The sequence below is a fragment of the Algoriphagus aquatilis genome (assembly GCF_042657405.1).
In the GTDB taxonomy this organism is placed as follows: Bacteria; Bacteroidota; Bacteroidia; order Cytophagales; family Cyclobacteriaceae; genus Algoriphagus; species Algoriphagus aquatilis.
The window spans coordinates 180,445-202,536 of sequence record NZ_JBHSKS010000007.1 but is presented as its reverse complement, the minus strand read 5'-3'; the positions used below and the strand labels follow the sequence as shown (position 1 = coordinate 202,536).

Genomic DNA, 22,092 nt, shown 5'->3' with positions numbered 1-22,092 from the left:
AATTCAATTTTAGAATTGCAGGGATAAATTTTTTGTAAGTATTTGGAATTCAATAGGAAGACCTGACAGGTTTTCAAAACCTGTCAGATCTGGACTACCCAAAAAAATCCCGAACACTTTCCTGTCCGGGACTTGATTTCTTTTTCACTTAATCCTCGTGCTGAGCTTGTCGAAGCATCAAACCTTACTCGGCTCCGGATGCACCCAAGGCCCACGGTAAGGTCTACGAAGCTTGGCAGTCGCTTCAGGGTCGTTGAGTACGGTCATGGTTTTGGGGTCATAGCGAAGCGGTCGGCCTCCGAGCTCCATGGAGATATTGGCGAGGATACAAGAAGCGGTAGAGATATGCCCGTCTTCCACATCAGCTACCGGCAAGGTGTTTTTATCGATGGACTCCAACCAGTTTTTCATGTGCAGACGAGTGGCCGGTGCGGCATTGAGTTCGATTCGATCTTCAGTTAAGTCCTCAGGGTATTGCTCCCGCTCAAATAAGCAGTCAAAATGGATTTTTTCGGCTTTGGTATCAACAGGGAAAAAATCTGCCTGCATGGTACTTCCTGCCAGCATTCCTTTTTCTCCGTAGATTTTGAATGACCAGGGATACTCTGGATCTGGGGCATTGCCCCAAGTGCGATGTTGCCAGACCACTTGTAGCTCTGGAAATTCAAAAATGGCAGTCTGAGTATCGGAGATGTTGGACTTGCCTTCTTTTTGTACCAGAATTCCGCCCGTGGAGGTAATCTGGGTTGGCCAGCCAAGCTTCAGCATCCAGCGAACCGTATCCAGCATGTGCACACACATGTCACCGGTGATGCCGTTGCCATATTCCATGAAGGTTCTCCACCAGCGGATATGTGGGAGTCCATCGTAAGGTCTCATGGGCGCAGGACCTGTCCACATTTCATAATCAAAAAAGTCAGGAACGGGCTCGACCGGAGGATTTCCATTGGCCCTCATGTGGAAATAGCAACAAACTTCGACATGACTGATTTTGCCCAGTTTTCCGGTATCGATGATTTGTTTTTTGGCATCGATGAGGTGAGGTGTGCTTTTGCGTTGGGTGCCGATCTGGCACACGCGCTTGTATTTTCGGGCTGCAGCGAGGATAGCTTCCCCTTCGATCACGTCGACCGAAATTGGTTTTTGCAAATAGACATGGGCTCCTGATTTCATGGCCTCGATTGCTTGCAGGGCGTGCCAGTGATCCGGCGAACCGATCAGCACGAGGTCGCATTTGTGTTTCTTGAGGAGTTCGCGATAGTCTCCAAACAGCTCAGGGACTTTTTTGGATTTTTGGCGCTGAGAGACAAGCTCTCCTGCGGCCTTGAGTAGATTTTTATCGACGTCGCAGAGCGCGACTACTTCTACATCGGCTACTTGGATCAGTCGAAAAAGGTCGGATTTGCCATACCAACCGGTACCGATTAGGGCGACTTTGAGCGGACCTTCTACATCTTTGAAGTCCATGCCAAACAGGCCAAAACTGGCCAAAGTCATCATGGCGCTGGAGCTTTTGATAAAATCTCTCCGATTGAGTTGATTCATAGGTTTTTGGGTTAAAGAGTGACGAATTTCAAGATACAAAAAGGAGACTCAGATGCAAACTGGGCTGGGATGATCGGATCGGATAGGGGGCTGACAGGTGATTACTTTTTTCCAGGTTGATAGACTCGTGCTGCCTTTTTCAATACTTGTTCTTTATCCAACGTCATGGGTTTCAGTTCACGCTTGACAAAGCGCTCCATCTGATCCGCATAATGAGGTGAATCGGGTCGGTTGCTGGCACCATAGACATTGATCGATTCCAAGACCGGGAGGCCTTCCCCGAAGCGGGCCATCAGAATGTAAGATTCCCCCTGCACAGCTTTTCTACGTCCGTTTTCCCAAGGAGTAGATCGGATCGCCGAGAGCACATCATCCAGGCCCCAAAGTGGCAGCGACTTTTCCCCTCGCACGAGTCGCTGGTATTCTCCGAGTGCGATGAGTTCTTCTCCAAAATGAGTTTCAAAATGCTTTTTTGCTTCCTGGAGCCCCTTTACCGCTTCTTCTTCGGTGAGGACAGTCTCAAAACTTCTTCCCGACTTGGCAAACTCCTCCCACCAATAGTAATAGACAAAGGCAAAAAGGGCGGCTCCTTCACTGTCGGCGGAAGCTTCCTTGTTCCAGTTTCTCAAGGCCTTGATCTGCTGTGCTACCTCTGGATACTTTTCAGGAGATAAAGAAAAAAGCGAATTCAAGTCGGTGCGGAAAGCCAGGTTATGAGGAAAGGTCTGATCGAATTTGATCCGCTCAAATTGTTCCCAGGAAATTCTCCCTGTATCCGGCATCAGTTCCCGGAATCTGAGCGAACGGTTATTGTCACGGAGGTCAAAGCCCATTTCTACAGGATAATTTTCCGATGCTAGATTGTCCTCAAATGCAGAGGCTTTGAATGGCGAATGGTTGGTGTTGTAGAGGTAGCCAGATTTGGGATTGACTTGCTGAGGAAGGTCAGAAAAGGAGTGATATGCTGTCCAAAGGGTCCTTTTGGTATTTCCGGGAACTGTTCCGCTGTAGTCAAAACTTGTGTTTCTCTTGGGTAAAAGGCCGTTGCTGACATAGAAAATGGTGTCGTATTTGTCCGCGTAGACTGTATTGAAATTGGTCAGTTGCATGCTGGACATGGCGGCTTTCCATTCGGAGAAATTCTTCGCCTTGTTCATTTTCCACCACTGCTCAGGGGCTCCGACTCGGTCCAAAGCTCCAAATCGAATCGCAAAGGCACCTTGCTCGGTGACCAAAGTTGGGCCATAGATGGATTTCCAGACTTTCTTAGGAACGGGCACTGTAATCCAGTCCCACAGCCGGACTTTCAGCCAGACGATCTTGGATTCAAGTTCGAGCCACTCTCCGTCCATGAGGTATTCCTCCTCGTCTTCCGGATTGAGTTCCATCTGGTATAGATCCAAAAAGTCAGGTGAATTCACCGTATGCGCCCAGCCCAAGTGTTCATTTACGCCATGGAAAATCATCGCTCCACCTGGGAAAAGTCCTCCCAAAGCATTCCAGCCCTCTTCTGAATTGAGATGGGCTTCGTACCAAGCCACGGGGCCTTCGAGCGGCTGGTGAGAGTTGATAGCTAGAAAGGCTTCTCCGGAATCCGTTCGTGTTGGGTGAATGGCGATGGCATTGGAGCCTTTGGGTAAGGTATCCTCGGGAATCAAGTCCACATTTCCTCCCACGATGGCCTGCACTGCCCGATCTGCACCTGACATTTGGGCTAGTGAAAGGATGTAAGCGGAGATGATTTCTTTGGGATTGATCGGGAAGGCAGGGCCATACAGCACTTCCTCCGGATGATGGTAGGCGTAATCATTTAGTCCTGCGGCATACCCTTCCAGGACTTTTTTGAATTCGGGAGAAAAGCTGGAATCGTATTTTTCTTTGGCGATTTCTCGAGTTTCCAACAGATGGACAAAAAAGTCAATTCCCGCTCCCTGTTCTCCAAATACCCTTCCGGTCAGGGCTTTTCCTGCCAAAACTGTCTTTTGGATCGTCTCAAAATCATCTTCCGCATGAGCCCATGCCAGTCCGTATGCTACGTCGGCATCAGTTTTTCCGAAAATATGAGGCACGCCAAATTCATCTCGGGCGATTTCTACCTGTGTAGTATCCCAATTGGATGGTTTTAGTATTCGCTGACAAGAAAAAAGGATTGTGATAAGGATGGAAAGAGAAATCAGTTTTTTCATAATCGAAGAAATTCCAAAGGGAAGGTAATGTTTTGAATGAAAATATTTTTCTAAAAATCTGGTCAAACCTCTAGGATTGGTTGTTAAATATATCTAACATTGTGTTAGAAATAAATAACATATTGAAATGAAAAATATCATTGCATTAGTGATCGTCCTCTTTCTTGTTGCATTGACCGTATTGCTTTGGCTAGGAAAGGAAAGCCTTGGTGAAGAGGAGTTAACTTCCTTGGGGGTGATTTTGGCAATTGTCGGATTTGCTGTCTTTATTTTGATCCGACGAATCAAAAGCTGGAAAGCAGGAGAGCCTCAAGAGGATGAATTGAGCAAAAAGGTGATGTTAAGAACCTCCTCGCTTTCCTATTACATCTCGCTCTATTTCTGGGTGTTCTTGTTATGGCTTAAAGATCGGGTAGCTTTTGACCAAGAGCAGTTGATTGGAACGGGTATTTTGGGTATGGCCGTGATTTTTGCCTTGAGTTGGATCTTTTTTCATTTAAGAGGAGTGCCCAATGACTAATCGAATCAAAGAATTTAGAATCCGCCAGGAACTCACTCAAGATGATTTGGCTAAAAAGGTGAATGTCAGGCGAGAGACGATCGTGTTTTTGGAGAAAAACAAGTATAATCCATCCCTACGCCTAGCTTATGATTTGGCAAAGGTTTTTGGAGTGGCGATTGAGGAGTTGTTCAGTTTTGAAGATGAGAAGTAATTGACGGCTGGAGTTTTTTTTTCTGAAACGAAAAAGCCGACCATCTTGATCTGGCCGGCTTTCGGGGGTGAACAAACACTTTTCTCTATCCTTTTTTTGCTTAAATTCTTATTGATCATCTAAACTCATAATCCACTCCACTCACCTGAGTCAGCAAGGTGGCCGGGGCATCGAGTGCCATGGCAGATTGGGGAGGGGTTGGGGTGACAGGGGAGTTTTTGGCTAAATAGCTTCTCATTGCCTGGTGAAGGGTATAAGGCATATTTTCAGTCTCTCTTACCCCACGGAATCTACAGAGCATATCATCAGGATCACCGTCTCGCTCACAGGCACAGATTTTATATACTTTTTCCAAATCAAGAGGCTTACCATTGACCACAGCGGTCTGTACTCGGTTACCTTCTTCCCCAAAGGCATTGAACGTCACTTCCATTCCTTTGAACTTAATCACCCATCCTCCAAATCGCTTGGAAGCATCGGCTGCAAACACATTGTTAAGCTCCCGTTCAAGCCATTCCTTGATCTGTTTTCCAGACACTTTGCCGGTTCGGATCGTGCTGTCCACCGGAAGCATATCGTAAATGAAGCCGTTGGTGATCGGAATATTACCGGTTTGATCAGGGGTTGACCTTGGAGGACAAAATCTGAACCCGTTGGAAAGAACGATGTCCACATCAGGAACCTGCCAGTTGATCGCATCGAGTATCATGGTGTCGATGGTATTTTCGATCACAAAGTAGCGGTAAAGCGGTATCGTACTATAGCCTACCACTTTTTGGATATCCTCTAGATAAGGTCCTTCATACTTGGCGATGATTTGATTCATTGCTTTGGACTCGGGATACTTTTTGGCATCCACTTCCAAGAGTTCGTAGCGGTCACTGACCACTTTTCCGTTTTCGATTTTCAGTTCTAGATTTCCAACGAAAGACCCGAAAGCACCGGGCTCCACCACTTTGGCATATTTTGCCTGGATGGGTTTTCTTACACGTTCGTGGGTATCTCCTCCCAAAATGTAATCGACTCCCTCGCAGGCAGGCAGGTTGGCCAAATGAATCTGCTGAGAAAGTCCCAGGTGAGCAACGATGGCGACGAAAGCACACTTTTCCTGATTTCTCAATACATCCACGTAGTGAGCAAGGTTGTCTTCCGGCTTGGTGTAGATGATTCCTTTGCTGTAGTTGGGAGATTGACGAACGGGAACCAAATGATCGGTATACCCCAAGAAGCCAATTTTTACCCCATTGATGGTCCAGATATGATAGGGAGGAAAGATGAGTTCGCCTCTTTTTCCTTCTCCTAGATCATGGTACATATTGGCGCAGACTTTAGGTGCCGTCAAGGAGCCCATAAGGTGCTGCATGGATTTTTTATAATAGATCACCTCCCAATTGCCAGGGAGATAGAGGTCGTAATCCAGGGCATTTAGAATCGGAACCATGGCTTCGCCGGTAGTTTTTACAGAAAGCTCTGAGCCCTGAAACATGTCTCCGGTGTCAATCAAGAAGCTGTGCTTCATCTTTTCCCTGTGCCTATCCAGAAAAGTTTTCAGGTGAGCGTATCCGCCGGTTTTCCGGAAGACGGACTGACCATTTTCCCAAAACAATTCATCATGCGCATGGATTTGGCAGTGCACATCGGTGGTCTGAAGTATGTTGAGAGTAAATGATGTTGGGATTTCTTTTTTGGAATCACTTGAATCCGTAGCGGCATGTGCAACCGAGGCTAGTCCGGTGCTTGCGCCTAGAGCTCCAAGTTGAGCAATGAATTTTCTTCTGGAGGACTTCATGTAGTTTGGGCTTATTGATTGGATACTTCTCAGATTGGGAAATAGAAACAACCTCCCAAGATTGACGAAAATAGAAAGTAGAACGTCCACAAAACGGTGACAGGTGTCACAAACAGAAAAAGCTTCCCAGAAGGAAGCTTTTTGGATTGGTTCATAAAGCTGGGTTTGATACTAGTTTGAGGCTGTGAATTTTACCACTTCGTTTTTCTTGGCGGGCAAACTCATCAAGTAGGCGTAGATTGCTTTGAGGTCATTTTCTTTCATGCCTGAGTACATGACCCATGGCATAAGCGAATTGAATTCTCCCGGCGCGATTTTGGGATTGACATAGGCTGAGTCTGCGTATTGTTTAAATCGCTGAACAAATGCTTCCGCGGTCCACTTGCCAATTCCGGTATCTACATCCGGTGTGATATTCGAACTTGTGACGACCGAACCATCAGGAAAAGGAAAGCTCCTGCCTCCTGAAAAAGCCAACTCAGGATCAATAACCCCCTGGGGGGTGAGTTGCGTATGGCATTCGATACAGGCGGAGGCATTGACAAGGTATTTGCCATAAGCTACTTGATCTGATGGGTCAGGCTTTTTGACCAATTCTGCATTTTTAGGCATGGTTCGCAAAATGAGGTTGACAGGAAAGTCTGCTTCCGAATCAGGAATTTCGGTTTCTATAGACGGAATAGATCGGATGTAGGCGATGATGTCATAGATATCTTCCCGATCCATTTTTCCATAATAAGGATAAGGCATCAGTGGAAACATCGCCTTTCCATCCCTGGTCACTCCTGTGGTGATTAATCGAAAAAGCTCTCCATCTGTGTAATCTGAAATACCAAACGGAGTGATGTTTTTTGCATAAAATACACCAGGTAATCCCATGGACTGATCAAATCGATCCCCACCGGCGCCAAGGGTGCCTGGACTGGGAGGGCCTGAAAACTCAGAGAAATCCCGCTTGGAATGGCAGTCCATGCAGACGGCGACATGGTTGGCTAAATAGGCTCCTCGCTCAATACGATCGGGCGTGTATTCGATGGTGAGTTCTTCCGAAGGGTCCACTTTTGGAAAACCCAATTGTAATAAAGCCAATCCGCAAACCAGGAGTAAAACAACTGCGCCGAGTAGGTAAGTAAAAACCTTAAAAATCTTTTTCATAGTGCTTTAGATTAAGGCGATGAATATAAAAAACATTTTTTTGTAAATAAAGTGTGTTTTCGACATGCTTTGGGAATCTGTCTTGTGAACGAGTATCCATCCAATTTTTTTTTGTAGTGAGAGATCAGTGGTATTCTTTTTCATTCTAAAGCTCCTTCCGAATAAAATTCTTTAACCTCGTCGAAACTCTTTCTATTTTCACCACATACAATCAACTAATCCCCTATGAAGAAGATAATTCTACTCATCTTCCTTTTGCCTCTCTTTTCAGCGGTCGCTCAGGAGCAGGAGGTATTGAAGAAACTGGACGCCAAAGCTGATTTCTACGGCGATCTGGCAAGGCAGATCTGGTCCAATCCTGAGCTTGGTTACCTCGAAACCAAAAGTTCGGCTCTCCTGCAAAAAACGCTTACCGAAGCAGGTTTTAAAGTGACTGCAGGTGCAGCGGGTATTCCCACGGCATTTGTAGCGGAGTATGGCTCGGGCAAGCCCGTGATCGGAATCATGGCAGAATTTGATGCTTTACCTGGAGTTTCCCAGGAGGCAGTTCCTTTCCGTAAGCCTGTAGTAGAAGGCGGTGCAGGTCATGCCTGTGGCCACCACCTATTCGGCGCTGCATCTGTAGCTGCGGGGATTTCCATCATGGACTGGATGAAGGCCAATAAAATCAAGGGTACTGTCCGTGTCTATGGTACGCCAGCCGAAGAAGGCGGAGGAGGAAAAGTCTACATTGCCAGAGCGGGATTGATCAGCGATGTCGATGCGATGATCCATTGGCATCCAAGCAGTCAAAATGCGGCAGGAGCTACTTCTTCCTTGGCAAATATTTCTACCAAATTCAGATTTTATGGAGAGGCTTCACATGCTGCTGCAGCTCCGGAAAGAGGTAAGTCTTCTCTTGATGCAGTAGAAGCGATGAATTTCATGGTCAATCTGATGCGTGAACATGTGCCAATGGAAACCAGAATGCACTATGTCATCACCAAGGGTGGCGAGGCTCCCAACGTGGTTCCTGCTTTTGCGGAATCCTACCATTATGTCAGACATCCCGATGCTTTGGTAGTGAAGCAGATTTTTGAGCGGATGGTCAAAGCTGCCGAAGGTGCTGCTTTAGGTACCCAAACCCGCATGGAATACGAAGTGATCAACGGGGTGTACAATCTCTTGCCAAATGAGACGCTAGCCCGCATCATGCACAAAAATTTGGAAAAAATCGGTGGCATTACCTATACGCCTGAAGAGCGAAAGTTTGCCGAGGATATTATCAAAACCTATCCTGCAGGCGTCAAAGCCACACCGGATGATGCGACTAAAATCGCACCTTTTATCGTTAGTGAAGAAGGCGGTGGAGGTTCTACTGATGTGGGTGACATCAGCTGGCTGGTGCCTACGGTAGGCTTGGGTACAGCAACTTGGGTACCTGGGACTTCGGCACATACCTGGCAGGCAGTAGCCGCAGGTGGCATGAGCATCGGGCAAAAAGGAATGATGGTCGCCGCAAAAACGATGACCTTGACTGCCATGGATATTTTCAATAATCCATCCGTGACCGGTACTGCTTTGGAAGAACTCAATAAAAGAAGAGGGGAAGGATTTACTTACGAGGCCCTCGTTGGCAATCGTCAAGCTCCGTTAGATTACAGGAAGTAATTTTCTGAGATTCAATCAAGAGGGCCAGAACTTCCGCTTATGGAATTCTGGCCTTTTTTGATTTGCTCGAGTTCAAAAAAAATTAACTTGGATCTTGCCTTTCACCCAAAATACCTAGGCTATGGATAGACGTAAATCACTCAAAATCATAGGAGGATCGGTTGCCGGTATTGCCGGACTGGTCTTTGCCGATTGGAAGTGGCAAATTATCGACCGTGTGACGCATGCCGGTTTCTTTTCTTTTGAGGAGGAACAAGTGATTTCTGCCATTGCTGATACGTTTATTCCGGAAGGACTTCCTCCGATTTTGCCCTCAGCAGAGGCCAAACCAATCGGCGCACTGAGCACGGGTACAGATCAATTTTTGATCAAGCTTTTTGAAAAATGCTATGAAAAAGAAGATCAGGACTTGATTAAAAGTCAACTCAAAGGCTTGAATAAATCCGGTTTTTTGGACCTGAATCAGGCTGAAAGAGAGCAAGTGCTCCTTGGAAAGAAAAACTCTGAAATCGAAGAAGAGAAAAAGTTCTATAGCCTCATGCGATCCAATACCGTGATGGGCTTCACCACCGTGAAAGAAGTGATGGTCGAATACCGGGACTATCAGGTTGCTCCTGGTTATTACAAAGGATGTGTGGATGTACCTGCCGAAAAAGCTTAAACCCAAAACGACATGTTGCAAGATTCTAAAGATAAACGTACCTACGACGCCATCGTCATCGGTTCGGGAGCCTCTGGTGGCTGGGCTGCCAAGGAACTGACCGAAAAAGGACTCAAAACCCTTGTTCTCGAGCGGGGACGGATGGTTCGTCATATCGAGGATTATCCCACTGCATCCAAAGCACCTTGGGAATTTGAATTCCGTGGAGTGGTACCCATCGAAAAGCGCTCGGGTGTTGGTGCCGCCAACTGGGGACGGGAGGAGACGATGCATTGGGCTTTGGCTCAAGATGAACAGCCCTACATCGAAGAAAAGCCTTTCCGCTGGTTTCGAGGCTATCATGTAGGGGGCAAATCTTTGCTTTGGGCTCGGGGCACGCAGCGTTGGTCTGACTTTGACTGGGAAGGTCCGGCTAGGGACGGCTATGCGGTGGATTGGCCTATTAGATACAAAGACATGGAGCCTTGGTATACCTATGTGGAGACTTTTGTGGGTTTTGCAGGCAGTCGGGATGGCTTGGATGTCCTTCCCGATCAGGTGGTTCAGCCGGGTTTTGAGCTGAGCTGCGTGGAGCAATACTACAAGGAAAAGCTAAAGGAAATTTACGGTTCGGACCGTCATCTGATACAAGGTCGCTGTGCACACCTGACCGATCCTCAGCAGATTCACAAGGATCAAGGGAGGAATAAGTGTATGAACCAAAACATGTGCAATCGTGGCTGTGTGTATGGGGGCTATTTTTCTGCGAATGCGTCTACCTTGCCTTGGGCGGAGAAGACAGGAAATCTGACTATTCGACCTGATTCGGTAGTAGAGTCTATTATTTATGACGAGCAAAAAGGAAAGGCAATCGGTGTCCGGGTAATCGACCGACATACCCAGGAATCCATTGAATTTTATGCCAAGATCATCTTCCTCAATGCTTCCACGATCAATTCCAACGCGATCCTGCTCAATTCCAAGTCTTCCAGGTTTCCCAATGGATTGGGTAATGACAATGGTCTGATGGGTAAATTCATCACGTGTCACAATTACAGGGGAAGCGGCTATGCGACCTTTGAAGGATTTTTGGATAAGTTTAACGATGGAAGAAATCCCGGTCATGCCTATGTACCTCGTTTCCGGAATGTCTATCGACAGGAGACAGACTTCCTCCGTGGATATGCCATCGGGATGTCTGCTAGCCGTCAGCTGGATGGAAATGGAGAGCTAATCGGCGATGCCTTGCGCGACAGTCTGCTTAATCCAAAGTATGGGCTTTGGGGCATGTCAGCCTGGATGCAGGGAGAAATGGTTCCCGATGAGTCCAATCACCTGCGACTTTCTACAGAGGAAAAAGACAAGTACGGCATTCCCAAAATCATCATGTCGGTGGAGTGGAAAGAAAATGACGACAAGATGACCAGTGACTTTGTGGAGCAGCAAACCGAAATGTATGAGCGGATGGGCTTCAAAAACATCAATGTCGTCGATCGGGGTTCTCCTCCGGGTTCGGATATCCACGAGATGGGAGGAGTCCGCATGGGAAATGATCCCAGGACTTCCTTGGTCAATAAATACAATCAGCTTCACGCTTGTCCCAATGTCTTCGTGACCGATGGCGCCTGCATGACGAGTGCGAGTACACAGAATCCAACCTTGACCTTTATGACCCTCACCGCCCGAGCTGCGAACCATGCAGTAGAGGAGTTGAATAAAATGAATTTATAATTTCGTCAACGGTCCACGGACGACAGTCGACAGCCAGCTAATCTACCATCCAGGCTTTTGGTTTGATTTGCCCTTATCGAGTGAAGTACTTTGCAAGCAGCAGTGGACCGTGGACTGTCGACCGTAGACAACCCATAAAAAACCTATGAAAAATATCCTTCCCCTCCTGATTCTAGCGTTTGCTTGGATCATTTCCCCTTCCGAAACTCAAGCCCAGAAAAAAGGCGACCCGATGCTTCAGGTTCCCCTCGGTTTTGCTTCCTACACGTTCCGAAATCAATGGAAAAATGGCGTTCCGGAAGCACTCGACATCATCCAAAAAATGGGCTTTACCGAGTTTGAGGGCGGTGCGCCTCAAGGTGTGAGTGTCGAAGACTTCAAAAAAATGCTCGCAGATCGTGGGATTTCTTTGCCTTCCACCGGTACAGGTTTCGAGCAACTGGAATCAGATCCTCAGGCGGTGGCCGATCGTGCCAAGGCCTTGGGAGCCAAGTACGTGATGTGTGCCTGGATTCCTCACAAGCGGGGGCAGTTTTCCAAAGAAGATGCGGATCGAGCGATCAAAGCATTTAATGAAGGTGGAAAAGTCCTGAAAGAAAATGGTATCACCTTCAAATACCATGTGCATGGCTATGAGTTTCAGCCTTATGGAAAGGGGACACTTTTTGATTACTTGGTAGAAAATACGGACCCGAAATACGTTTCTCTGCAAATGGATGTGATGTGGACGCATTTTGGGGGTGGAGATCCTGCGGCATTATTAAAAAAGTATGGCAAACGATGGGTGTCCCTTCACTTGAAAGATTTCAGAAAAGGTGCTCCGAAAGACATGACCGGCCTGACCGGACCTGAAAATGACGTGCCCTTAGGTCAAGGTGAATTGGATTTTCCTGCTATCCTGCGAGAAGCCAATAAGATCGGCATCAAGCACATGTTTATTGAGGATGAAGGTGACCATGAGTTGGAGGCTTTGCCAAAAAGTATTGCGTACCTCAGGAGCTTAAAGTATTGAGTTGATTTACTGTAGCTTTTCCAAAACTCGAAACTTTAGAAAAGTTTCTCATACTCCCCTCAAAAGTGGTGCAGAGGTTCGGGAGGGGCTTGGATATCCCTCCCGATTTCCTCTGACTGGGGACTCACTGAATTAACCAACCACGTAATGAAGATTACAATCACTCATACGGGAGCTGGTTTTGTATCGGCTGATTTTTTTAATGAAATGATTTTATCCTATTCATAAGTATAAAAAAATGAAACGTCTCTTCTTGCTCACGGTCTTGATTTTGAATGGTTTATCTGGGAATAGCCAAGAGAAAAAAGACCTCAACGTCATCCTGATACATGTCGATGATCTCGGAGCCACAGATTTGGGAGTGTTAGGGAGTGATTATTACGAAACGGCAAATATTGACCGATTGGCAGCAGAGGGGATGAGATTTACCCAATCGTATGCTGCAGCAGCGATTTGCTCTCCGAGTCGGGCTGCGCTAATGACGGGAAAGTATCCCGCACGAACAGGAATCACCGACTGGATTCGGGCAAAGTTTCAGGGAGGATCCGGATTGGCTTTGCCGACCGATTTTGAAGAGACTCAAGGTAAGCCTTTGAAAACCCCTAAAAATCAAGGGTATCTTCCTTTGGAAGAAATGACGCTTGCCGAGCGGCTCAAAAAACTAGGTTTTTCCACCATGCATGTGGGCAAATGGCACTTGGGTGAAGAAGGAAATCATCCCGAAAATCAAGGATTTGACATCAATATTGGGGGAAATGACCTTGGGCAGCCTCCCAGTTATTTTGATCCCTATCTGGCAAAAAATGCAGCGCCTACTTATGTGCTGAAAAATGTGCCTCCACGCAAAGAAGGGGAATTTCTCACCGACCGGGAAGGGGATGAGATGGTGAAATTTATCCAAAACCGCGAAGGTCAATTTTTCATCCATTGGGCGCCGTATGCGGTACACACCCCGATCATGGGGCCGGAGCAATTAGTAGAAAAATACAAATCAAAGACTCCCGGTATCCAAAAGAATCCTACCTATGCGGCCTTGGTAGAAAACCTGGATCAAAATGTCGGAAAAGTGATGGCAGAATTAGAAAGGTTGGGGTTGCGAGAAAACACTCTGATCATCTTCACTTCAGATAATGGCGGACTGATCGGGAATCCCCAAAATCCTGTTACCATCAATCGCGGACTTCGCTCCTTCAAAGGCTATCCGTATGAAGGAGGCATTCGCGTACCCACGATCGTGTCTCTCCCTGGGCTGATCCAAGAGGGAAAAGTGTCTGAAACGCCCATCATCACCATGGACTGGGCGCCGACGATCTTAGATATGGTGGGCGCTTCAGAAGTGCAAACCGACGGACAAAGTCTAAGCCCAATACTTTTGCAAGAAGGGCAAATACCCAATCGGGATTTGTTCTGGCATTTTCCTCACTACCGGGAGCCGGATGTGAAGCCCTATTCCATCGTGCGATCAGGCCACTACAAGCTGATTTACTATTTTGATGGGGGGGACGTAGAATTGTTTGACTTGAGCAAGGATCCTTTGGAGCAAAGTAATCTGGCTTTGGAGTTGCCACACCTGGTAGCTGAGCTGAAAAGCAAGCTGGAAAAGTGGTGGAAGGAGACCGGGGCTAGGTTGCCTGTGAGGAGTTAGATTTTGTAGTAGTTATTCCAGCAATAACTATTACAATAACTCAAAGCTTATCTCAAAAGCATTGGCTTTTAGGCTAACCATCATGTTCAACTTCTTGGATTGCAACTTTTCCAAAGTTCTAACCTTTGGAAAAGTTGCAATCCCTCAACACACCAGCTTAAACCCGTATCCCCGCACATTCAGAATCTGGATTTCCGGGTCGTCCTGGAGTTTTTTGCGGAGCTTGGTAATAAAGACATCCATGCTGCGGGCATTGAAAAAGTCGTCTGAGCCCCAGATCTGATTCAGAATCACCGTGCGATCGGTGATGTCATTGGCGTTTTGCAATAAGATTTGCAGCAGTTGGGATTCTCTTGAGGTCAGAGGCTGCTCGTGATCTCCAAGCTTCAGCAGTTGTCGGGTTGGATGAAACTCATATTGACCTAAGGCAATCCAATCGCTTTGATTTTGTCGAGTTCGCAGACGGTCGAGATGCGCTTTGATCCGCACGATGAGTTCCTCCATACTGAAAGGCTTGCGCACGTAGTCATTTGCCCCGAGTCCAAAGCCCTTGACCACATCCTCGGTTTGGCTTTTGGAGGTTAGAAAGATAATCGGGGTGTGGGGATCAATTTTTCGGATTTCGGAGGCGAGTGAAAAGCCATCTTTTTTCGGCATCATCACATCCAAAACCAGCACATCGGGCTTTTGAGCCTGATAACTTTCCCAGGCTTTTTGACCGTCTTGGCAGAGACGTACTTTGAAATCCCGGCTTTCGAGACTTTCCTGAATGATCATGCCCAGCGCCAGCTCGTCTTCGGCCAGCAATACGTTAATTTTGCTCATGGCCAATAAGTGATAAAGGTGGTAGAATTCTTCCCTGTCTCCAGTTCGATTTTTCCTTCGTGCTTTTCGAGAATCTTTTTCACGTAATACAAGCCGATACCGAAACCCTTTACGTCATGTAAATCTCCCTTGGGAATGCGGTAAAACTGCTCAAACACTCGCTCCTTTTGTTCTGTACTGATAGTTCCTCCATTGTCGTGAATGCGGATTTTGTGCATTCCATTTTGATCCAAGCTGATTCGGATTTGATTCCCGCCATATTTGACGGCATTATCAAGGAGATTGGAGAGCGCATTTTCGAAGTGAAAAGGATCCGCGAAAATGGGTTTGCAATGGGCTGGAATAGTCAGTTCGATGTGTTTTTCCGGAGCCAAAGTCTGGAACTTCTGTACCAGCTGCCGCAGAAGGGCTTCGGGTTCGATCTGCTCCTTTTTTAATACCAACTGATCCGAATCCAGGGTGGCTGTTTCCAGCAGTTTTTCCACCATTTGGTTCAGTTTCAGCATTTGGGTTTTGGAGATGCCCAAGTAGCGGTCGGTTTTTTGAAGGTCATTTTCCGGATTGAATTGTTGTATTCCTTCAATTGCAGATAGCGTGGTGGCGATCGGAGTTTTGAATTCGTGGGTGATATTGGCAATCAGGTCCTGCTTGATTTCAGCGATTTCCTTTTGGTTTTTGATGGTTTGATAGAGGTAGTAAAAGGCGTAGGCGATGATGGCCAAAAAGGCCAATGACATACCAATCTCAATGAGGCCACGTCTCAAGAGTGTGAGGGTGGTGTTTTCAAAATATAATTCCAAACTCTGTCCAGGTGGCAAAAAGGTGGATCTAGACACCGTGAATTGCATATCCAGCTTTTGTAGAGGTGGGTTTTTAGGGGCTTGGGGAGCTTCATCTATTTGAGGTAATCTCCTGTTGACTTGAAGAAGTTTGTAATCGATGGCTATGCCTTTTCGAAGAAGTTCATCCTGAAGCAGACTGTCGATTTGATTAAGGTCCAAAGAATCCCGGGTGATGGAAATGATGATTTTGTTGGTCAAAAATTTCATTTGCTCTAAGCTGTCTGCTGCCGACCGACCTAAAAATATGCCCAGATTGTTGGCTTGATCCTTTGCGATTTTCCGTGATGAATCCATCCGAATTATAGTATGGACAGAGTCTTTGGATACATTTTGCCAGAATACAGAATCAAAATTTAGGTTTTCTGCCTGCGATTGAGATAGGGACCGGATTACTAAATTGCTTTTTCCTACTCGGTCTATAAATTCTTGTGGAAATGAAAGAGAGTCCTGAGAAAGTTTGATCGGGGGTGTATTTGGTCTGTTTACATCCTTATCTGCAGACTTCTGAACTTGTATTCTTGTAATGGATGAGGAGGTAATGGTGAGACTGTCCATTTCTCTAAAAGGACTTCCCGGAATAAGCCCGTCGGTCAGAGTGATTACATCAGCCTTGGCCCGTTCGGCAAAATAGCTTTCCACTGCATTATCCAGACTTTGCTGGATGTCAACGAGCAGCTGGGTTTTTAGGATTCTGACTTGTGAATACATCCGCCAAGCTTGCACCCCGATACTTACCAGGAGAGTAAATCCGATCAGAAATCCTATTCGCTTGAACTCCAGCTTTTTCATCTGGTGTTATTTTGATTTTAATGGGTCAGATGGTATGTCCTGCAAAATCAGTTCCCAGAGGGTGAATCTTTTAAAGGACTTTTCATGATGCTAAAATAGAGGGTTTAAAAAGCCCGATGAATGGGGCTTAACACACGTTAACAGTGCTTAACTCTTTTACTTTTTCTCTTTGGGTTGGTTTGTGCTCATCAATTAATCCAATAGCTATTATGATATCCAACCTATTATTTCCCCTTTGTTTGTTGATTTTCTGCCTTGAAACAGCCTTTTCCCAACAGCTCAGCGGCCGAGTTATTTATAAAGCATCCAATCAAATCTTGATTAGAATTGATAGTGCGGATATGAGCATGGAGGAAATTGCTGAAGCAAATGAGATCATGAAGAAACCTTGGGAAAGGGATTTTATTTTGACCTTTTCCGAAACGGAATCCAACTGGATGCAAATGCAAACTTTAGCCGGTTCTTCTGATCGAACGAGTGATGAAGGATTGTTCATTAGCCTTTCTGGAAGTGGAAATGAAATCCTTTATAAAAATCTAGTGGATCGAAGGTATGTCCAAGAGCAAGAGTTTATGGGTAAGGAATTTTTGATCAAAGATGCCTTAGAGCCTTTTGATTGGAAACTTGAAAATGAAATCAAAGAGATTGGTGGGTATTCAGCCCAAAAGGCCATTTACCATCAAATTGTAGATGTTCAGCGGTTTTCAACAGATATGACCCAAATGGAAAAAACAAAAGATACTCTTCAGATTATAGCATGGTTTACTCTCGAAATTCCGATTTCTAATGGTCCGGAAATTTATCAAGGACTACCTGGTTTGATCTTGGAGGTACATCATGGAGGAAGGTCCTATTATTTTCAAAAGGTGGAATTCAACCCCACTCTCAATCCAATAGCCATAAAGATTCCCAAAAAAGGCAAAGTAGTCACTAGGGAGCAATTCGATATGATGCAGGAAGAAAGCATAAATAAGATGAACAATCGATACCGAGGCAAAAATGAAGATGATTCAAAAATTCGGATTGGTGGGGAATAAACTTATCCTAATTTTCAAGCTGAAATAAATACATAATTTCATTTAAGAATATGGGGGTTTTGATGGATCTAAACCTCGGATTAACACACGTTAACAGAGCTTAACTCTTCAATTCACCTCCTTTACCCTTCTTTGTAACTGAAAATTAATGTCCCTATGAATACTAAAACACTACTATTTACAGCTCTTTTCCTGATTGCATTTGGGCAATTAATGGCCCAAGGGCTCACTGGCCGTGCGTACTACAAGTCCTCTTCTCAAATCAAATTGCAGATGGATTCCACCAAAATGGCTCCGGAGCAAATGGCCGAAATCCAAGCTCAGCTCAAAAAGCAGATGGAGCGCGAGTATGTACTTTCATTTACACCTATTGAGTCCAATTGGAAGCAGGTCGAGAGCCTTGGTGGAGGTCCGGCTACGGCTTCTTCCGGAGGGATGACCATGGTGATCAATACTGGGAGTCAGGATAGGATTTTGTATAAAAACATCGCTGAGCAAGCCTACGAGCAGGAACAGGATGTGATGGGCAAGGAATTTCTGATCAAGGATGCCCTTGAACCTGCTGAATGGGAACTCACAGGTGAAACCAAGAAAATCGGCAACTACACCGCGCAAAAAGCGACTTATTCGAGGATCATCGACTCTCAGCGATTTTCTACCGGAATGACTGAAATGGAAAAAGTGAAAGATACCATTCAAGTGGTAGCTTGGTTTACCCCGGACATCCCTGTTCCGCATGGTCCGGAGAACTTTTTTGGATTGCCTGGACTGATTCTGGAAATACAAAACTCAGGAAGAACGTTGATCTGCGAAAAAATCGAGCTCAATCCATCCGCTGAACCTGTGGCCATCGTTCGCCCTAAGCGAGGCAAAGAAGTCACTAGGGAGGAGTTTAGAACCATCCAAGAGGAGAGTATGAAGCAAATGATGAACCGATACCAGGGCAAGCCCGGTGATGGAAATCAGTTTACGATTCGAATTGGAAACTGATTTAAGAAGCAAGACACAAGAAGTTAGACAAAAGACAAAAGACGCTAGAAAATAGCCACTGAAAGCTGTATTCAGAGCTTTTTCGGGGAAGATTCCCGCTTTCTCACTTCCTATTTCATACTTAACCAACTATGCCTTTTTCCAAAAGACTGATTCTTCTTGCCTTTTTTCTGGGATTTGCCCTCTCGGCTTTCGGGCAGGGCAAACCCCTGATTGGGCAGGTTCTTGATTCGCTCAATCGACCAATTCCATACGCCAATGTGGTTGCCATCAACCAAAGCACCCAACGAATCGGCGGCTTTGGGATTTCCAATGACGAGGGTAGATTTAAAATTACACTCGCTCCGGGAGCAGAATATTTGCTTCGGGTGTCCTTTGTGGGTTTCCGTCAGTTTGAAGTGCCAATAAAAGACTGGGATTCCGAAGTCTCCTTTCAGATCAAATTACAGCAAAGTGATACCGAGTTGGGGCTGGTCGAAGTGGTCTCGGAAATGCCCGTGACCATGAAGGGAGACACCCTTACCTACAAGACAGATGCCTTTACCACTGGAACCGAACGTAAACTCGGGGATGTATTGGAAAAGCTTCCGGGTTTTCAGGTAGATGAAAATGGGGATGTGAAGGTCCAGGGCAAAAAAGTTGACGAAGTGCTGGTGGACGGAAAGAAGTTTTTTGATGGAAATACCAAGCTTGCCACCAAAAACCTCCCTGCAAATGCCGTAGATCGGGTGCAAGTACTTAAAAACTTCAATGAAGTTTCGCCCATTCGAGGGTTGGACAATGACGAAAAACTTGCCTTAAACATTCAGCTCAAAGACGGGAAAAAGAACATGGTCTTTGGGGACTTGGAGGCAGGCCTTGGACCTCAGAAGCGCTATCTCGGTCATGCAAACGTATTTTACTATGCTCCAAAACTCAATGTCAACCTGATCGGAGGAAGCAACAACGTCGGCGAACAGACTTTTACGCTACAGGATTATTTTCGCTTTAGCGGAGGAATGGCTGGACTGGGAGGTCGGGCAGGTTCCCGGGTTCAGTTGAATGGGGACGATCTCGGGATTCCTTTGGCAGACCGTACGAATGCCGCCCAACTCAAAACCCATTTGAGCGCCTTGAATCTTAACTATACGCCAAGTAAAAAGTGGAGGCATACCGGCTTTTTGATCGCTTCTGCTTCTGACAATGAACTGGGAAGCAATTCCCTTCGCACCTACCTCATTGCAGGTGACAACGTGCAGGAAAAGCTAAATTCCGTCAGTCAGGTAGAGAATAAGTCTGCGTTGGGAAAATACACCCTAACTTTTACGCCTAAGGACGAGACCTATGTCAAATACAGCCTGTTTGGGAAGATTTCGGAGATTGCAAACAGCAATCAACAGCAGTCGGATTTCGGGCAAAACCTTCAAAATATTGCCTCCCTGAATACGCGAACTCCGTATTCTTTGCAGCAAAAATTGGAGTGGTTTCATGCCCCAAGCGAGCAGCACGTCTTTTCCACGGAGATCAATTGGGAAAGTAAGTTTGCCGATCCGCTTTTCGACTTGCAGACCAATTTGAGGCCTCTTTTGGGACTGTACGTGATTCCTGATGCACAGACTTACCGCCTGTTTCAATCTCAGGAATTGAGGACCAATACCCTAGAGGGAGCTTTCAATTATTACTACATCCTTAACCCAACCAACCACCTGAATTGGTCGCTCGGCTACCAGAATTTTTCCCAAAGTTTAACCGGTTCGCTCCGTCAAGAAAATTCTACCCAACCCTTTGATGCCTTCAAAAATGAAAATGAGTTTAGTTTGCAGGATGTTTATTTGGGTACTACCTGGAAGACCAAGTGGAAAAAAGGAGTGCTAAGTCCTTCTGTTTTTCTCCATCGCTATGCCTGGAGAGATCGGCAGATCGCCGGTCAACTTGCCTATAGTAAAGTCTTAGCCTTACCAGGATTGTATGCCAAATGGGATATCAAATCCAATCGCTCGCTAACCTACCGATTCCAGACTGAGGCCAATTTCATGGATATCCAAAAACTTGCTCAGGGCTTGGTTTTGCAGGATTACAATGCGGTTTTTCAGGGAAATCGAGCCTTGGATAATGGTCTTTTCGATACGCATACCTTGAGCTATACCCATTTCGATATGTTTTCTGGATTGACGATGTTCGGAAATCTGAATTACCAGCGCAAGCGAAATGAAATCACGACCACGACAGATTTTGCCGGAATCAATCGGCTGCTTTCCCTGATCAATATTCAGCCGGTCAATGAGACGCTCAATGGAGATATCCGACTTGAAAAGGCGCTGAATAAACTCAAGTTTGAACTCGGTGGCCGATGGAATGCCTTTTCCACCAATTTGATCTTGGACGACCGACCTACTCAAAATCAGCAGTTTTCCCAAACTTACGACACCCGTCTGACCACCACGTTTTTCAAAGTCTTGGAAGTAGATCTGGGTTATTCATTTACTGCCAACAACTACTTGTCCGGCGCAGTTGAAAACACCTTTTCTACTCACAGTCCCAAGCTGGAGATCGATCTGGATATCATCAAAGGCTTGAAGCTCAAGGCAGATTATACCTACAATACTTACCTCAATCAGGCGGCAGCCACACGAAGTGATTTTGACTTTCTCAATGCTTTTCTTTTGTACCGCAAAAAGTCTAGCCCTTGGGAATTCAAAGCTTCGGTTTGGAATGTGTTTGACACCAGGTCCATTCGCAGAGACAGTTTCAATGAAAACCTGATCAGTACCTTTTCTTACTTGGTGCAGCCAAGGTATGGCTTGCTGACGGTGAAGTATGATTTGTAGAAGGCAAATAAAATTTACTACTACTTAAGACTAAAAAAGGCCTGGATTTGCGTCCAGGCCTTTTTTTCAATTTTCCGATTCTATCAAACTGTAGCGACCAGTTTCACATCGAGCTTCACTTCATCGTAGATCATTTTGTCTGCCAAGTCTTCGAAATAGCTTCCAGATCTGTACTTGATGTCAAACTTGGTACGGTCAAACGTGATCTGACCAGTTGCAGTCATTTTGCCTCCAGCCACAGCTGCTTTCGCAGGGAAAGTGATTGGTTGGCTGATGCCTTTGATGGTCAAGGTTCCGGAGATAGTGTAATCAGAACCATTGGTCGTTTTGGCACTGGTGATTTTGAAGGTTGCAGTGTTGAACTTTTCTACTGAGAAAAAGTCATCTGACTTCAGGTGATTGGTCAGGTTGCCTTTGGATTTTGGATCTGTGAGGTCTTCCACAGTCAGGTTGACCATGTCCATGTCAAAAGATCCTCCTGTGATTTTTCCGCCTTTCACATCTAGAGCGGCATTTTTGATCGGAACATAGCCCCAGTGGGTTCCGGTCACTTTGGAAGCTTCCCAGCGAACTTGGCTTTCGGCTTTGTTTACCGTAGCTGGTGCAGGATTTTCAGCTAGTGTAAAAGCAGCAGCTACACTCAAAATCAACGTGGTAATCAGGTTCATAAGTTTGATTGTTTTGGTTTAGAAAAACTTGATTAGAAAATAACGCTGATTAGACTAATAAGGATTTG

The 22,092-nt window shown here is 45.9% G+C and carries 17 protein-coding genes; 10 read left to right on the top strand and 7 right to left on the bottom strand.

What is annotated here, in order from left to right; genetic code table 11:
- Window positions 1–177 precede the first annotated feature (177 nt).
- Entirely contained in the window at window positions 178–1,545 is a 1,368-nt protein-coding gene (locus ACFPIK_RS10945; protein ID WP_377915150.1) for a Gfo/Idh/MocA family protein, read from the bottom strand.
- A gap of 101 nt (window positions 1,546–1,646) precedes the next feature.
- On the bottom strand, window positions 1,647–3,731 hold the full coding sequence (locus ACFPIK_RS10940; protein WP_377915148.1) for an acylase: 2,085 nt from the start codon (window positions 3,729–3,731) through the stop codon (window positions 1,647–1,649).
- Window positions 3,732–3,858: 127 nt separating this feature from the next.
- On the opposite strand from ACFPIK_RS10940, the gene ACFPIK_RS10935 reads away from it, so the two are divergent.
- Entirely contained in the window at window positions 3,859–4,251 is a 393-nt protein-coding gene (locus tag ACFPIK_RS10935) for a hypothetical protein (RefSeq protein ID WP_377915146.1), read from the top strand.
- Window positions 4,244–4,444 (top strand): helix-turn-helix transcriptional regulator, encoded by a 201-nt coding sequence (locus tag ACFPIK_RS10930; protein ID WP_377915144.1) that lies wholly within the window; start codon window positions 4,244–4,246, stop codon window positions 4,442–4,444. Before ACFPIK_RS10935 ends, ACFPIK_RS10930 begins: the two co-directional genes overlap by 8 nt.
- A 115-nt stretch (window positions 4,445–4,559) precedes the next feature.
- Here ACFPIK_RS10930 and ACFPIK_RS10925 read toward each other — a convergent pair whose 3' ends face one another.
- The gene (locus tag ACFPIK_RS10925) at window positions 4,560–6,233 is read right to left on the bottom strand and encodes a bifunctional metallophosphatase/5'-nucleotidase (protein ID WP_377915142.1); all 1,674 of its coding nucleotides are present in this window, start codon (window positions 6,231–6,233) and stop codon (window positions 4,560–4,562) included.
- Window positions 6,234–6,404: 171 nt separating this feature from the next.
- Window positions 6,405–7,388 carry a c-type cytochrome gene (locus ACFPIK_RS10920; protein ID WP_377915140.1) on the bottom strand — a complete coding sequence of 328 codons (984 nt, stop codon included), beginning with the start codon at window positions 7,386–7,388 and terminating at the stop codon, window positions 6,405–6,407.
- 225 nt (window positions 7,389–7,613) lie between these two features.
- Between ACFPIK_RS10920 and ACFPIK_RS10915 the strand changes: the two genes are divergently transcribed.
- The 5 genes from ACFPIK_RS10915 (at window position 7,614) to ACFPIK_RS10895 (ending at window position 14,066) form a co-directional block, all read left to right on the top strand.
- Window positions 7,614–9,038: an amidohydrolase gene (locus ACFPIK_RS10915; RefSeq protein ID WP_377915138.1), complete on the top strand. Its 1,425-nt coding sequence runs from the start codon at window positions 7,614–7,616 to the stop codon at window positions 9,036–9,038.
- Between the two features lie 121 nt (window positions 9,039–9,159).
- Window positions 9,160–9,699: a gluconate 2-dehydrogenase subunit 3 family protein gene (locus ACFPIK_RS10910; protein WP_377915136.1), complete on the top strand. Its 540-nt coding sequence runs from the start codon at window positions 9,160–9,162 to the stop codon at window positions 9,697–9,699.
- A gap of 12 nt (window positions 9,700–9,711) precedes the next feature.
- Window positions 9,712–11,409 (top strand): GMC oxidoreductase, encoded by a 1,698-nt coding sequence (locus ACFPIK_RS10905; protein ID WP_377915134.1) that lies wholly within the window; start codon window positions 9,712–9,714, stop codon window positions 11,407–11,409.
- Window positions 11,410–11,554: 145 nt separating this feature from the next.
- Window positions 11,555–12,421 carry a sugar phosphate isomerase/epimerase family protein gene (locus tag ACFPIK_RS10900; RefSeq protein ID WP_377915132.1) on the top strand — a complete coding sequence of 289 codons (867 nt, stop codon included), beginning with the start codon at window positions 11,555–11,557 and terminating at the stop codon, window positions 12,419–12,421.
- 238 nt (window positions 12,422–12,659) lie between these two features.
- Window positions 12,660–14,066, top strand: coding sequence for a sulfatase (locus tag ACFPIK_RS10895; RefSeq protein ID WP_377915130.1), 1,407 nt, complete (start codon window positions 12,660–12,662; stop codon window positions 14,064–14,066).
- Between the two features lie 144 nt (window positions 14,067–14,210).
- Here the strand turns inward: ACFPIK_RS10895 and ACFPIK_RS10890 are convergent, their stop codons facing one another.
- Window positions 14,211–14,891 carry a response regulator transcription factor gene (locus tag ACFPIK_RS10890; protein WP_377915128.1) on the bottom strand — a complete coding sequence of 227 codons (681 nt, stop codon included), beginning with the start codon at window positions 14,889–14,891 and terminating at the stop codon, window positions 14,211–14,213.
- Window positions 14,888–16,522, bottom strand: a complete 1,635-nt coding sequence (locus tag ACFPIK_RS10885) for a sensor histidine kinase (RefSeq protein WP_377915126.1) — start codon at window positions 16,520–16,522, stop codon at window positions 14,888–14,890. Before ACFPIK_RS10885 ends, ACFPIK_RS10890 begins: the two co-directional genes overlap by 4 nt.
- A 209-nt stretch (window positions 16,523–16,731) precedes the next feature.
- Between ACFPIK_RS10885 and ACFPIK_RS10880 the strand changes: the two genes are divergently transcribed.
- From ACFPIK_RS10880 to ACFPIK_RS10870, 3 genes are all read left to right on the top strand, one after another.
- A complete protein-coding gene (locus tag ACFPIK_RS10880) occupies window positions 16,732–17,559 on the top strand; it encodes a GLPGLI family protein (RefSeq protein ID WP_377915125.1) in 828 nt (275 codons plus the stop codon).
- 156 nt (window positions 17,560–17,715) lie between these two features.
- Window positions 17,716–18,549, top strand: coding sequence for a GLPGLI family protein (locus ACFPIK_RS10875; protein ID WP_377915123.1), 834 nt, complete (start codon window positions 17,716–17,718; stop codon window positions 18,547–18,549).
- Between the two features lie 131 nt (window positions 18,550–18,680).
- Window positions 18,681–21,356, top strand: coding sequence for a carboxypeptidase regulatory-like domain-containing protein (locus ACFPIK_RS10870; RefSeq protein ID WP_377915121.1), 2,676 nt, complete (start codon window positions 18,681–18,683; stop codon window positions 21,354–21,356).
- Between the two features lie 83 nt (window positions 21,357–21,439).
- Here ACFPIK_RS10870 and ACFPIK_RS10865 read toward each other — a convergent pair whose 3' ends face one another.
- Window positions 21,440–22,024: a YceI family protein gene (locus ACFPIK_RS10865; protein WP_377915119.1), complete on the bottom strand. Its 585-nt coding sequence runs from the start codon at window positions 22,022–22,024 to the stop codon at window positions 21,440–21,442.
- Window positions 22,025–22,092: the final 68 nt, after the last annotated feature.